We start from the raw sequence: 13,837 nt of genomic DNA, 5'->3' as shown, positions 1-13,837 counted from the left end.
GAAAATGGGCTTTTATGGGAGTTCCCACAAAAGTTTGGATTCAATTTTATACACCTTTTAGCGAAACAAAGGAACATTTGAACGCGAGTTTCACTCAAGATTGTAAATTTTGGTGGAGTTCCCACATTTGTTCTTCTCCAAAATAGTTTTTATCAAAGAATTCATCTCCTTGCAGGGAAGAAGATGTAGGAACTCCTAAGGATTCGGAAAATTTCTAAGATTTCGCTACCGTTTGTTTCAAAGTCGACTTCTGCAAAATCCTCGGAGTTCCGACCTGTTTCAAAGTTTCAAAACAAAAATCCGTTTTTTAGGGAGGTTCCCACAGAACATCTTAGAGTATCCAACGTTCGGCTTTCTAAATCAACCCTTGTCGGAGTTCCGACAAAACCCCATTCTCCAAAAATTATTTGACAAATTCTAAGATTTACTTTGGCCACGAGTCCTCGGAAACTCATCGGAAAGAATTCTAATACTTTACAAGGATTCTATCGTTTCTATTGTCTTTCTCTGAGATCAATCCAGATAAGAGGAAACGATGGCATCCGGTAACGAGAAATTATTTTCCATTTTTCATTCGCTTAAGGAGGGTATTCAAAACCTCTTCCTCTTTTCAAAGGCTCACTGGAAACAAATTCTAAGATACGGTGGAATCGCCGCGCTCGCCGTAAGCTCCTTTTTGATCGGCGGCTCTTACGTGGTCTGGTTGACAAAAAAAGACGAGGTCGTTTCCAATCTCGATAAGTTTAAGAATGAAGTCACAAACTACTACGAGGTAAACCAGATTCGTCCGATCCGAATCTTAGATCGCAACGGAAAATTGATCGGAGAATTTTCCAGAAGAAAGTTCAAACCGATCCGTACGGACAATCTCGCCGAACACGGAAATATCGTTTGGGCCCTTCTCTCTTCCGAAGATCGAGAATTTTACAACCACCACGGAATCAATTACACCGCGCTCTTAAGAGCCTTGATCATCAATCTCACCACGTTTCAAAAACAGGGAGGTTCCACTCTTACGCAGCAATTAGCAAAACTCACACTCGATCTCGGCGCGAGAAATATCTTCAATAAGATTACGGAATTCTACTGTACCTTTTATCTAGAAAGCCAATTTGATAAAAATACGATTCTTGCGATGTATCTCAATCGAATCTTTTTGGGAGAAGGCAACACGGGAGTGGAAGAAGCGAGCCGTTATTATTTTAACAAGGCGGCGGCCGAACTCACTCCGGAAGAAGCTGCGATGCTCGTAGGAATCATTCCCGCTCCTTCCAATTACAATCCGGTTCGAAGTCTCAAAACCGCGCTAAAAAGACAAAAGTTGGTTTTGGTTCCGATGGCGGATAACGCACAATTAAATCCAAATCCTTCCAAAGTAGGAAAGAATTTTTCAAATCTTATAGAATCCAATATCAAGAAGTTTAAAGCAATTTATAAAATCGAAATCACAAAAGACGGAGAAAAAGAATTCTATTCATCCGATATCGCAAGATATGGATTCGATAAGGATTTTACCGTAAACCTCGCCCCCGATTTCAACTACGGAATTCGTCAACACATCCTGGATACTTTTTCTGAAATCGATATCGAAACAAGGGGAATGAACGTCTACACAACCCTCGATTACGAAAAGCAGGACGCCGCCGAAAAATCTCTGAGAGAAGGAATCGAATCCGTTCGTAAGAAGTTAACCGAAATCAAAGCCGCCTATCAAAAAAAGGATAACTCGGAAGAAGCGAGAACCCAACAATCCATCATAGATAACATGAACGGCTCTCTCATCTCAATCAATCCGAGCAACGGTTACATCGAAGCCATGGTAGGTAGTTACAAGATTTCTAATATATTCAGACTCAACCGCGCGGTCTCGACGCTCAGGCAACCGGGTTCTACGATAAAAGCGCTTGTATATACGATCGCGTTTGAAAATCGAATCATCACTCCTTCGTCCAAGGTTATGGACGAAGAGATCAACATCCGAGGATATTCTCCTAAAAACTGGTATAAAGGTTATAAGGGCGAGATCACCGCGAGGGTCGCTTTCGCACAGTCCATCAATACGGTAGCGGTTAAATTGTTAAACGAATTCGGAGTGGGAGACTTTTTAGAAAAGATCTCCATGATTCTCGATATCGATAAGGCGACTTTGGAAAAAAGATTTCAGCCGAATCTTTCTCTCGCTCTCGGTTCGGGAGAATTGTCTCCGATGGAACTCGCACTCATCTACGCGACCATTGCCAACAGCGGTAAAAAGGTAACACCGATTCAAATTTTAAGAATCACGGACTTTGAAGGAAGTGAAATGTTTTCTACTCCTCTCAAAGGACCTGAAGACGCGATTCAGATTTTAGATCCGGTCGCTTGTGCCGAAACGATGAATCTTTTAGAAGCGGTCTTAAGCGAACAAGGAACAATGAAGCTCAGGCTCAAAGAAGAAAATTCTTTTCCGATGGGGGGAAAAACGGGAACGGTTCAATCTCCGAAGGAAGCGCGTAAAAAATGGGGATCGCGCAAAGGAGTTAGGGACGCTTGGTTCGCGGGAGTCAATCCGGACTTAGTCACCACGGTCTGGATCGGAAACGACGTAGGTGCACCTTTTGAAGGCTCGGGTTCCGCGATCAGCGGAAATATTTGGTTTCGTTACGTGAATTATATCGCGAGCAATATCGGATTTTCCGACACGTTGATCAAACCGTTTAACGGTGATTTTGTGAAAGTCGATGTATGCGGAGATACGGGCTCGCTTCTTCATTCTTCCGTTCCTTGTGCTCACCCTCTTTACGGACAATACTATTACATCGGAGAACAACCCGGACCTCCTTCGGGTGCGACTAACGTCACTCCGGAAACGACAATACAAGAAGGCAGTCCCGTTATCGGCGAAAGAAAAACTCCTCCTCCACAAGCGGAAGAAGGTGACGAAGATTCCGTGGAACTCGAACTTCCGGAAGTTAAAGAAATTCCGCCAAATTAGAATATCGTTTTGCTTTTTCGGAAAGCAGAAAGGTTTCATAGGGAGACCAGAGATAAACCCAAGGATATTCTTTCAGAAGAATCTGCAACGCCTTCGAGGTTTCCGATTCTAAATTCAAAGAATCGGATTTCCTCGCTCTGGCAAATAACGTCTCCAGCTCGGAATTTTCATAGTGAGCGCGATTGCCACCGTTGCCCTTGTCTTTTCCGGAAAATAAAGGATCTATAAAGTTCCAAGCTCCCGGAAGATCGGCGTACCAAAAAAGCAACGTTAGGTCCCCTTTGCCCTCCGCGTTCTCCTTATAAAGAATCGCTTTTTCCATCGGACGAATTTTAACCTTCAACCCGATCTCTTTTAAAAATCCAACCAAGGCCAATCCGTTTGCGCTGTTCTCCTCGTCGCCCCGCATTCTAAAATCGATTTCTCTTTCTAAAATTTGCGGATAACAAGATGATTTTTTGAGATACTCGATCGCGATTTTTTTTGTATGACCCGAAATCGAAACGATCTCCGGATTCTTATTTAGAATTTCCTGTTTCATCGTATCGGAAATGCTTCCCGGAGGAACGGAACCGAAGGTTGGATCCGCATTTCCTTCGAGCAATTTTTGAATCACAAGATTCGGATCGATCACTACATTGATCGCCTTTCTAAAATTGAGATCAAAACACGGTTCCTTGGATTGAATCGCGATGTATTGGACCCCCGATCCTTTTCTAAAATATAAATTCTCTTTTTTTAGATTCGGATTTTTGAGTAGAAAATTGGGAAGACGCATCAGGTCCATTCTTCCCTTGGAAAATAAAAACACACCGGTCGACGCCGAGGCCAAAATTCTCAGACGAATCTTTTTGGGAAGATCTCCTTTGTCGTAAGGATTTTTTTCCAAAAGAACATAGTTGTTCTTTTTCCATTCTTTCAAAACATACCGACCCGCTTTTGGAACGGAGGAAGTATTATTTTTTTCTAATGTTTCAAAGGATTCTGCCTCGAGAGAATCGGATTCGTTTTGTTTACAACATACGATCGCGGATGGAGGTAAGGATAGAGCATCGACCGCTTGTCTGAGTCCGCCGCTGATCTTCAGCTCGATTTCTTTTTCTCCGATCACATTTGTCTCTTTCAAAAAAGAATATTGATTTTTCCTCGGACCTGGCGTGTTTACAAGTCGATCTAAAGATTCTTTGACTTGTTGTGCTCTTAATTCTTCTCCGTTTGTGAGAAGATGTGATCCGAGTTTGAGTTGTAGCGAACGAACTTCTCCGGAACCTTTCAACTGAAAGGATTCCACGAGTTGATAACCCGGATTTCCGTCCGAAGTTTTTTGAAATAAAAAAGGATATAAGAATTTGCCGAGCGTTCTCGAAGACAAATCCGTGGAAAATAACGGATCCAAGCTGATAGGATCCGAAGGAATGGAAAGAATCAATTCTTCCGGATCTTCTTCTCTCCGATTACAACCGGAAAAAAGAAGGGACAAAACAAGGATTCCTGCAAAAAAGGGTAGAGAAGTATTCAAAAGACTAAACCTGTCCAATGAACATCTATAAACGGCTCCTAAAGTATTCCTTCAAGTACAAATATAGACTGATTTCCGGGGTCGTACTTTCTTTTCTCGTTTCTGTCTTAAACGGGGCTTCCCTCACCTCTTTGATTCCGATCTTCGATTCCCTAGGAACCGGAGAAAAGACAAGTTTTGAAATTTCTCTCACAAAAAAAGACAAAGCCCTCATCCAACGTTACGAAGAAAAAGATTCTTTTGCGAGTGTTGAATCCATCGAGCTCAAACTCGCTCAGTGGAAGATTAAACTCAATTCTTCTCTTAAAACGATGAGTCATGACGAACTCGTTTTGCTTTTTTGTTTTATCGTTTTTCCCGTTTATCTTCTCAAGTTGATCTTTTTAGGCGCGGCCGTCTACTGCATCAACTCGGCGGGTTATCTCGCAATTCGAGATCTAAGGGCGGAGCTATACGCAAAAGCTCAAACGCTTCCTCTCAATCATTTTGTGCAGGAAAAAACCGGAATCTTGATGAGTAGAATCATCAACGACGTGGAAGTTCTCGGTAAACTGATCAGCGCCGATCTCAAAGACGCGATCATCGATTTTTTTTATATCATCACGCACCTCCTTCTTCTTCTCTATTTGAGTTGGAAAATGTTTCTGGCAGTTTTTATCATCGTTCCCCTTGTAATGGGTCCGGTTTCTGCGTTCGCGGATAAAATTCGAAGAGCCACCAGAAATCAACAAGAACGTCTGTCCTCGTTAAACGGACATTTGCAGGAAGTGATCTCCGGTATTCGCGTGATTCGAGCTTTCTCGATGGAAAAAGTCGAAGCCGATCGATTTCGGGAACTCAATCAGGATCTTTCGGATAAAACCTTCCAAGGACATTTTTATCATCAGATCGGCCCTTCTCTAACGGAATTATTCAGCTCGATCGTAGCGGTGATTTTTTTGAGCTTTGGCGCCTATCTTATGGAAGACGGAACGTTTTCCAGAGGGATGTTTATGGCGTTCTTCCTAACGTTGATTTTTCTCATGAGACCTTTCAAACAGATGAGCATGCTTTCGAACTCGATCCAGAGCGCGATCTCCGCGGGCGAAAGAGTGTTTGAACTTCTGGATCAAGAAACCGATATTAAAAATCCGCAAAATCCGAAATTCTTAAAGAAGATGATAAAAGGAATCCGGTTTAACAACGTAACCTTCAGTTATCCGGGTTCTAAAAATCTTGCGATCCAAGAAATCAATCTTGATATTCCGAAAGGAGAAACCATCGCTCTTGTAGGAGCTTCGGGTGCCGGGAAATCCACGTTAGTCGATCTTGTTCCTAGACTCATCGATCCGCAAGAAGGCCAAATTTATCTGGACGATATCGACATTCGAGAATTGGATCTGAGCAATCTTAGAAAAAGAATCGGAATCGTTGCACAACAGGTTTTTCTTTTTAACGGAACGATCCGAGAAAACATCTGTTACGGAAATCAAGGTGTAACTGACGAACAACTCTATGCGGCCTGCGAACAAGCCTTTGCGATGGAATTCATTCTTTCGTTTGAGGAAGGTTTTGAAACGATCGTGGGAGAAAGGGGCGTTATGCTTTCCGGCGGTCAGAGACAAAGAATCGCGATCGCAAGGGCGTTGCTTCTCAATCCTGAAATTCTCATCTTGGACGAAGCGACTTCGGCCCTCGATACGGAATCGGAAAGACTCGTCCAACAAGCCTTAGAATCCCTTTATAAAAATCGGACGGTGATTATCATCGCCCACCGACTTTCGACGGTGCAGATCGCAAATCGAATCTTTGCGATGGAAGACGGAAGAATCGTAGAATCCGGAACCCATTCCGAATTGATGCAATTGGACGGAAAATACAAAAAACTCTACGACATCCAATTCGCCGAAACGGCGGAAAGCGTTTAGATTTAGAAAATTCTAATTTACTCATGAAGTCTTTTACCGTTTTTTCCCTAATCCAAGTCCTTCTATTTCCGATCCTCTACGCGTTTTCATTTCTTTATCGTGGAATTTTTCTTCTCGATCAAAAATTAACTCCGAAGAAAAAACTTCCCGGTGCCTTTGTGATCAGCGTCGGAAACCTTTCGATGGGAGGAACCGGCAAAACCCCATTCTCCATATTTCTCGCTAAAACGATTCACAGAGAATTTCCTGATAAGAAAATCATTCTTCTTTCCAGAGGTTACGGTTCTACGGGAACCAAAGACGGACTTCGAGTCACGCAACAATCCAGCCCGAGAGAAGCGGGAGACGAACCACTACTCTTAAAAAAACATCTTCCTTTCGCCGAGGTCTGGATCGGAAGCGATCGTTATTCTTCTTATCTTCGTTTTAGAGAAGAATTGGGAATACAAGAAGAAACGATTGTGATCTTGGACGACGGCTTTCAACATCACGTTTTGGAAAGAGATATGGACATCGTGCTTTTGGATTCGAGCAAGATTCACACCGAACGATTTTTAATCCCCGCGGGAAATCTGCGGGAACCGTTCTCGGCGCTTTCCAGAGCGGACTGGATCGTGTTTTCAAAATACGAACCTTCCGTGGAAAGAGTCGTGCAGAACGTGCAAAAAAAATTCTCAAAAGGAATCCTGCGATTTTCCTTGGAACCGGACAAACTCCTATCTCCGAATTTGAAATTGGATTCCACAAAACTTTTATACGGCAAAAGAGTGTATGCGTTCACCGCGATTGGGAATCCGGAAGTTTTCTTTTCTATGATTCGCAGCTTTCATCCGGTTGAATTGTTAACACGATCTTTTCGCGATCATCATTCTTATACGATGGAAGACGAAAACGAACTCATGTCGATTTCGAAAGCCTATGACTTCGTTATCTGCACTGAAAAAGATTTGGTAAAAATTTCGGAACCTCCGGAGAATCTAAAAATTCTTATCTTAGAAAGTAAGCTGGACAAAGAAGACAAACTCATCTCATCCCTTAAGAATCAAATCGTCTAAGATTCTTTCTATAAAAAAGAATTCTTTCTGATTCTCACGTCTCGATTCCAATCCTTTGCGTTTTTTAATAAAGAACATCGATTCGTTTTCAAGTTATAGATATTTGTTTTTATTACAAACGTGATCTTAATTTTAAGAATAACTCAAGCCGCTTAGGAAAGATTTTTTCTTTCTAAATCGATCCTTAAAACTTTAAATCGAATTGCAGGATTTAAGCGATATGCTAAGATTCCCCGAGACTGAGTTTCAAACCGGCCTATATTATGAAAAAAATTATTTCCTTAGCCTTAACAGTGTTTCTTTTTGCAAATTTATCTCTCGGTAGCGAAACGATTCTCCTCAAATCCGGAGACAAGTTAGAAGGTGCGATCGTAGCTCAAGATAAAGAATCCGTAACTTTCAAACTCGCAGACGGAACCACAAAGGTTTTTTCGAAGTCTGTGATTCGAAAAATTTCTTTTGGAAAGATCGTCGAATCTCCTTCCATAAAAAAAGAATCTCAGGTTTCCGATCAGGAAAAGAAAATCAAAGAGGAAAAGGAACTCGCGGAAAAACAAAAACAGGACGCAGAGAAACTCAAATCCAAAGAAGACAAACTCAAAAAAAGAGAGGAAGAACTCTCAAAGGCGAAGCGACATTATTTTGAAGGTTCCTTCGGGGTCGGAAGCGGGGAAAGTCAATCGGAGCTTCGTCCTTTCTTTCAGACCGTTCAATACGCGGCGCTTCTTTTTAGCAGCGGCGGTCAGGCCGAACTTCAATTCACTCCATACAAAAGTAAAAACCATAGCTCTACAACGCGTCTATTCTACGCCTGGAACCGTTTTACATTCGAGATCCGAGGAACAGAGGCCAAAGGAAATTTAGACGTCAGCGGATTGCAAACTCTCTCATTTGGAGGCGGCAGTGGAGGTTCGTCCTCGACTTCGGAAAAGGCCGCAAATATCATTCTCGGAAACGGAACCACGAAGTTTCAGAAGGTTTCTTCCAGAGTCGGTTTCACACCATATCCGCATCCGATTTTGGATCTTCAAATTCTGGGAGGGATCGAAAGAATCTGGACCAAGACGATAGAAGAAGTGGATAGTGTCGGAAATATCACAGCGACGGGAATCAATCCAACTCGTGTGAGTTATCGTGAAACGAATTCTCCGTTCAAAGGTTATAGTTTTGGAATCGGGTTTGAATGGAAGTTTTTAGAAAGATTCACCTTTCAAGGACAGATTCTTAGATTGGATATGCAAGGCCCGTCCTCGTTTCGAAGCAATGAATTTCGGATGGAGTCCCCTCCTTTTAAATTCTCGCAATTCGGTTTAGACTATCAGTGGAAATCCACGGGAACCGAAGTTAATCTCAAGTTTTCAGCGAAGGTAAAAGGTGATTTGAGTTTATTCGTGGAAGCGAGCAATCTTACTCTCAAAAACAAATTACAATCCGGTTATATTACGGAAAATGAAGGCGGAGGAAATTCGGATCCGTCTCAATTGGTGCTCAAGGTTTTTGCGCCTCAAATCTTAATTCCGATTTTATTAGATTCAAAAACGGTTCTGACTTACGTTCAGGTCGGAGCGAACTATCGTTTGAACTTTTGAGATTTGATTGAATCTTTCCAGTTCCACCATTTTAGTTTTTCTGAATTCGGTTGTTTCGTGTTGAGAGCGTAGTGGACGCAGCGGAAAACATAGAGCATACAACGATCGACGTGTCCTCCGTGATATTCGCAAATTTGAACGTACAGTTTTTCAGGATCTTTTGATTTGATTTCATCCAAACTCCGGAATCCGAGATTCCAATAATCCATCGCGATCGACTTTCCCACTCCGGGAAGCGTCTGAAATTCCTTGAGAATATCGGATTGCTCCATATATTCCACATTGGATTTTGAATATTCTTTTTTGCTCATATATGAGAACACGCCTTACAATCCGATCGTTTTAAAAGAGAAACCTTGTGGAAGTTCATCGACTTGGCTTCCAATTGAAGAATGGAACCGAACACTCCGGGAGATTCTTCGTTTACCAATCCTAATAAGAATTTAACGGCCTCCGTCGCTTGGATACTTCCGATGATTCCCGCCATACTTCCGATGACTCCCGCCTCGGAACAACTCGGAATCGCATTGGAAGGCGGAAGCGTTTCATAGATACAACGATAGCAGGGATCGATTCCGGGACGAATTCCCAAAACCATTCCGTCAAAACGAAGAATGCCCGCGATGATGAGAGGAATGTTCAGCTTACATGCGAGATCGTTGATCAAAAACTTGGTTTCGAAGTTATCGGAGCCTTCTAAAATCAGATCGTTGTCCTTTAAAAGATTCTCCGCATTCTCTTCGTTGATACGCACAGGAAAAGATTCGATTTCGATAAAAGGATTCAACTCTTGAATTCTTTGTTTTGCGGTTTCCGATTTGGAAGAACCGATCTCGGAATGTTTAAAAAGAATTTGTCTTTGAAGATTGGTAGTATCGATGATATCGGAATCTAAGATTCGAATCTTTCCGACTCCGGCCGCGGCGAGATAGTAGAGGACGGGAGAACCCAATCCTCCGGCGCCGATTACAACAACACGAGAGGACTTGAGAGTTTCTTGTCCCTTGCGTTTGACTTCATCCAGAAGAATGTTCCGTGAATAACGGCTAATTTCCGGCGGAGTCAGCAAGGGCTTAGGGAAAGATTAGAGTTTTAATTTCTTTTTGATAAGATCCAAGAAGTCGGAAACGTATTCGTCTCCTCTGCGATTCTTATCCGCGAATTCAAACGCTTCTTTTGTGGGATCTTCGAGCTTTTCATTCTTCGTAGTAATGTTCAAAAGAGAAGCTAACGAAGCGTAGACGATGTCCCCGTTTTCAGAAGAGATAATTTTATTTTTTAACGCGATCGTCGCGTCTCCGGACTCTGCGATTTTACCGAGTGCGATCGCCGCTGCAGTTGCAATCTTAGGTTCGTTGTTTCTATTGAGAAGATTGATAAGTTCCGGAATTGCGGATTTTTCTTTTCCCTTTCCGAGAGCGACTGCGGATTCGTATTTTTCACTGTCAGAGCCGGAAGAAAGAGTTTTGATATGTTCGTCGGTCGATTTTTCCGCGAGAAGGGCTCCGGAAGTGAAGGAAACAACGAGGGCAAGAATTAGAAGAGAACGAAATTTCATGAAGGACTCCTTTCCCTCGGAAGAATCGCTTCCGGAAACGGAATCGTCAATCGAAAATTGACCTTCCTTTCGGATCGAGAAATTAGCGAAGGAAGATGGATTTACCAAAACGTGAAAGGAAGGCGCTTAAAATCCTTGTTTTCCAAGAAAAATTTCCTTTTGTAGGGGCTCCCGCAAAAATCCCTCCTTAAAGAGATTTCTCTCCTCACCCCCTTTCTTAACTTACAAGTTAAAATACGATGAAGTCCGAGGAAGCGAGAACTTCTTACGGCTCGCTTCTGTGGATCGGGTTTCCTGGAAAACTCATTCTCGCGTTCTAACAAAAACTTCGTTTTGGAAAGGCAATTCTTACAACCCTTTCGGAGTTCCGACCAAGAAACTCTTCTAAAAACGAGATGATAAGAATCGGAAAATTTCTTTTCCAGAATTTTCTTTCGAATTTTTGTCCAGATATCTCCCATTTACGGCTATACTATTTAAAATCGAAATTTAAAAGATTCCCGAATCATCAATAAGGACGTTGTTATGGATCACTTATCTCCTAGTTATAATCCCTCCGAACTCGTAGGATTGAATCAGGCGCACAAACGGAATCTTTGGCTGACCGTCATCGGACTTATCTTCTTTGTCCTCGTCTATCTCGCCTTGAGCGGATGGTTTGCATGGGCTTCTTATTCTTTTATCCTTCAGGGTTTAACTGGAACGGGCGCGGGTCTCTATTCTTGGATCGCGGGCATCGGTTCCGGTTTGATCTCCTTGTTTATGATCAAGGCCTTGTTTTTTGTAAAAAAGGGAAGTCTGGGGGACGAATACGAAATCACCGCAAAAGACCAACCGCAACTCTTTCAGTTTCTCTATCAGTTGGCGGACGAAACCGGAGCTCCGAGACCACATCGAGTGTTTCTTTCCCCACAAGTCAACGCCTGCGTCTTTTATGATCTATCGATGCTCAATTTTTTCTTTCCTTCTAAGAAGAATCTGGAGATCGGACTCGCTCTCGTAAACGTTTTGAGTATCAGCGAATTGAAAGCGGTCCTGGCTCACGAGTTCGGACACTTTGCCCAAAAGAGTATGGCCGTAGGAAATTGGGTTTATATCGCCCAACAAATCGCGGCTCACTTGATTGCGAGAAGGGACGCTCTGGATGATTTTCTACGTTCCGTTTCTCGTTTTGACATTCGAGTCGCGTGGATCGGTTGGATCCTCCGTCTTGTGATCTGGTCGTTACGAGCGGCAATGGAATCTTTTTTTAATTTGGTGGTTCTCGCACAAAGGGCCCTTTCCAGAGAAATGGAATTCCAAGCCGATCTTGTGGCGGTCTCCGTGACTGGAAGCGACGCCTTGATTCATGCATTACATAAATTGCAAGCAGCGGACGAAGCCTGGGAAACAACACAAGGATTTATCATGGATCATATAAGAATGGGGAAAGGTGCGAAGGATATCTTTCCGATCCATTCTAAGATCATAGATCACTCTCGAAAAATTTGGAACAATCCTCATTATGGAAAGGTTCCCGAATTGCCGTCCCAAAATCCGGAAAACCACCGTGTCTTTACATCCGAAATCGCGCAGCCTCCGCGTATGTGGGCGACTCATCCTTACAATCACGAAAGAGAAACGAACGCAAAAAAAAGATACGTTCCGAGATCCCTGGACGATCGAAGCGGTTGGCTGATATTCGACGACGCGGAATCTCTACGAGAAAAATTTACGGAGAAAATTCTCTCCAACTTCAAAACGGAATTCAGTCACGATCCGGAGATTCTAACCGCAGTGGATGAGTTTTACAAAAAGGAATATCTCAACAGCGATTACAAAGGGACTTACTTAGGAAGATCCTTTGTGCGTTATGCGTCTTCTCCGAAAGAATTCTATAACTATAAGATCGATTCTCCAAAAGAAGAATTGGATAATCTTTATCCTCAGAGTTTATCCGAACAATTGGAAAAACTTCGTTCCTTGGAAAAGGAGAAAAACTTGCTGACCGGTTTGCAGGACGGCTTTTATACTCCGGCCGACGGGATCATTCGATTTCGGGGAACCGAATTAAAAAAGAAGGAACTTCCGAGCGCTATCAAAAGTCTGGAAGAAGATTGTAAAACGATTCAAGCCCTCATCTTCGATCACGATAAAAGATGTCGTTCGGTCCATCGGAAAGCCGCGGAAGAAATCGGCTCGGGTTGGCCCGAATATTTAGAAGGCCTTTTGGAAGTCCTTCACTACGCCGATCATTCCAGAGCCAATATCGAAGACAGCAGAGCGTTGTTGAACAATGTCTACTCTGTAGTAACGGCCGATCGTCACGTAAGCAGTGGAGAATTGGTTCGTCTTGTGGCCGCGGGAAATCAAGTTTACGAAGCCATCTCAGAGGTTCACAAACATAAGGAAAATATAATATTGGATTCCGAACTTCTAAAAGATTTGGAGTTGAAAGACTGGTCTTCCGCTTTTAGCAAATTTGAATTTACGCGAGCCACGGAAGCCAATATGCAAAAATGGCTGGAGGTCGTGGACTCGTGGATCGACGAAGCCCTCGGCGCGCTCTTTGCTCTCAAACACGCAAGTCTGGAAAGACTTTTGATCGCGGAATCGAAAGTGGCTGAAAAGATCCGTAACCCAAAATCAAAATTGGAACCGGCGCCCGAGCCTTCGAAAGTCGTATCGGAATATCCGACCTTAACCCCGGGAAAAGAACGTAAATTGCAGAAGCGTCTGGATCTTTGGGACCGATTCCAAACCGCAGACGGGTTCGTTCCCGGACTTATGCGATTCGCCGTGGCTACCGGAATTTTGAGCGGGGCCTTGTATCTGACGAGTTTCGCGGTCTTTCGTTAGGTTTGCAAAACGAGTCCGGGGAATTGGAGAATCCGGATTCTCTACTTTCTGAGCTTTTGCTTTTGCAAAGGTATAAAATTTGGAAGAAAAAGATTTGCGAATTTCATTGCAGTTTGATCTTTTCCGAAAAAAACTTCGCGGAAACGAATCCAAATCCCAGCCGATCAATCCCTACCCGCGGATGATTTAGGAATCAACACGATTCCAATAAGAATTTTATAGGAGTTCCTACATTCGAAACTTTTTACTTGAAAAACACTGATTTTCTGATAAAGCAAATTTTCCCGGAGCCTTCCACCGCCCGCCCCGCCACCCAAAATCAGGGTGGGGCTTTCTTTTCACGGAGGATTTGTCTTTGTTACGACAAAGTATGGGAAAATTCAGTTCACAATTGCAG

General features: G+C 43.0%; 9 protein-coding genes. 5 read left to right on the top strand and 4 right to left on the bottom strand.

Annotation, left to right across the window (positions count from 1 at the left end):
* Positions 1 to 535 precede the first annotated feature (535 nt).
* A complete protein-coding gene (locus A0128_RS02655; RefSeq protein ID WP_069606113.1) occupies positions 536 to 2,974 on the top strand; it encodes a transglycosylase domain-containing protein in 2,439 nt (812 codons plus the stop codon).
* Here the strand turns inward: A0128_RS02655 and A0128_RS02650 are convergent.
* Positions 2,952 to 4,511: an ABC transporter substrate-binding protein gene (locus A0128_RS02650; RefSeq protein WP_156781754.1), complete on the bottom strand. Its 1,560-nt coding sequence runs from the start codon at positions 4,509 to 4,511 to the stop codon at positions 2,952 to 2,954. The two genes, A0128_RS02655 and A0128_RS02650, sit on opposite strands and share 23 nt — an antisense overlap.
* On the opposite strand from A0128_RS02650, the gene A0128_RS02645 reads away from it, so the two are divergent.
* The 3 genes from A0128_RS02645 (at position 4,511) to A0128_RS02635 (ending at position 9,044) form a co-directional block, all read left to right on the top strand.
* Entirely contained in the window at positions 4,511 to 6,400 is a 1,890-nt protein-coding gene (locus A0128_RS02645; protein ID WP_069606112.1) for an ABC transporter ATP-binding protein, read from the top strand. The two genes, A0128_RS02650 and A0128_RS02645, sit on opposite strands and share 1 nt — an antisense overlap.
* A 23-nt stretch (positions 6,401 to 6,423) precedes the next feature.
* Positions 6,424 to 7,455, top strand: coding sequence for a tetraacyldisaccharide 4'-kinase (lpxK, locus tag A0128_RS02640; RefSeq protein ID WP_069606111.1), 1,032 nt, complete (start codon positions 6,424 to 6,426; stop codon positions 7,453 to 7,455).
* A 263-nt stretch (positions 7,456 to 7,718) separates the two neighbouring features.
* On the top strand, positions 7,719 to 9,044 hold the full coding sequence (locus tag A0128_RS02635) for an LA_0442/LA_0875 N-terminal domain-containing protein (protein WP_069606110.1): 1,326 nt from the start codon (positions 7,719 to 7,721) through the stop codon (positions 9,042 to 9,044).
* On the opposite strand, the gene A0128_RS02630 is transcribed toward A0128_RS02635, so the two are convergent.
* From A0128_RS02630 to A0128_RS02620, 3 genes are read right to left on the bottom strand one after another with little or no spacing between them, the layout of a single operon-like run.
* Entirely contained in the window at positions 9,026 to 9,355 is a 330-nt protein-coding gene (locus A0128_RS02630) for a helix-hairpin-helix domain-containing protein (protein WP_069606109.1), read from the bottom strand. The genes A0128_RS02635 and A0128_RS02630 overlap by 19 nt on opposite strands.
* Entirely contained in the window at positions 9,352 to 10,113 is a 762-nt protein-coding gene (locus A0128_RS02625) for a HesA/MoeB/ThiF family protein (RefSeq protein ID WP_069606108.1), read from the bottom strand. Before A0128_RS02625 ends, A0128_RS02630 begins: the two co-directional genes overlap by 4 nt.
* Positions 10,114 to 10,128: 15 nt before the next feature.
* Entirely contained in the window at positions 10,129 to 10,602 is a 474-nt protein-coding gene (locus A0128_RS02620; RefSeq protein ID WP_069609057.1) for a HEAT repeat domain-containing protein, read from the bottom strand.
* A 525-nt stretch (positions 10,603 to 11,127) separates the two neighbouring features.
* Here A0128_RS02620 and A0128_RS02610 point away from each other — a divergent pair.
* On the top strand, positions 11,128 to 13,440 hold the full coding sequence (locus A0128_RS02610) for a M48 family metallopeptidase (protein ID WP_069606106.1): 2,313 nt from the start codon (positions 11,128 to 11,130) through the stop codon (positions 13,438 to 13,440).
* Positions 13,441 to 13,837: the final 397 nt, after the last annotated feature.

It is taken from the genome of Leptospira tipperaryensis (genome assembly GCF_001729245.1).
Classification (GTDB): Bacteria; Spirochaetota; Leptospiria; order Leptospirales; family Leptospiraceae; genus Leptospira; species Leptospira tipperaryensis.
The sequence above is the reverse complement of the archived record's forward strand: the minus strand, read 5'-3'. Positions and strand labels throughout refer to the sequence as shown.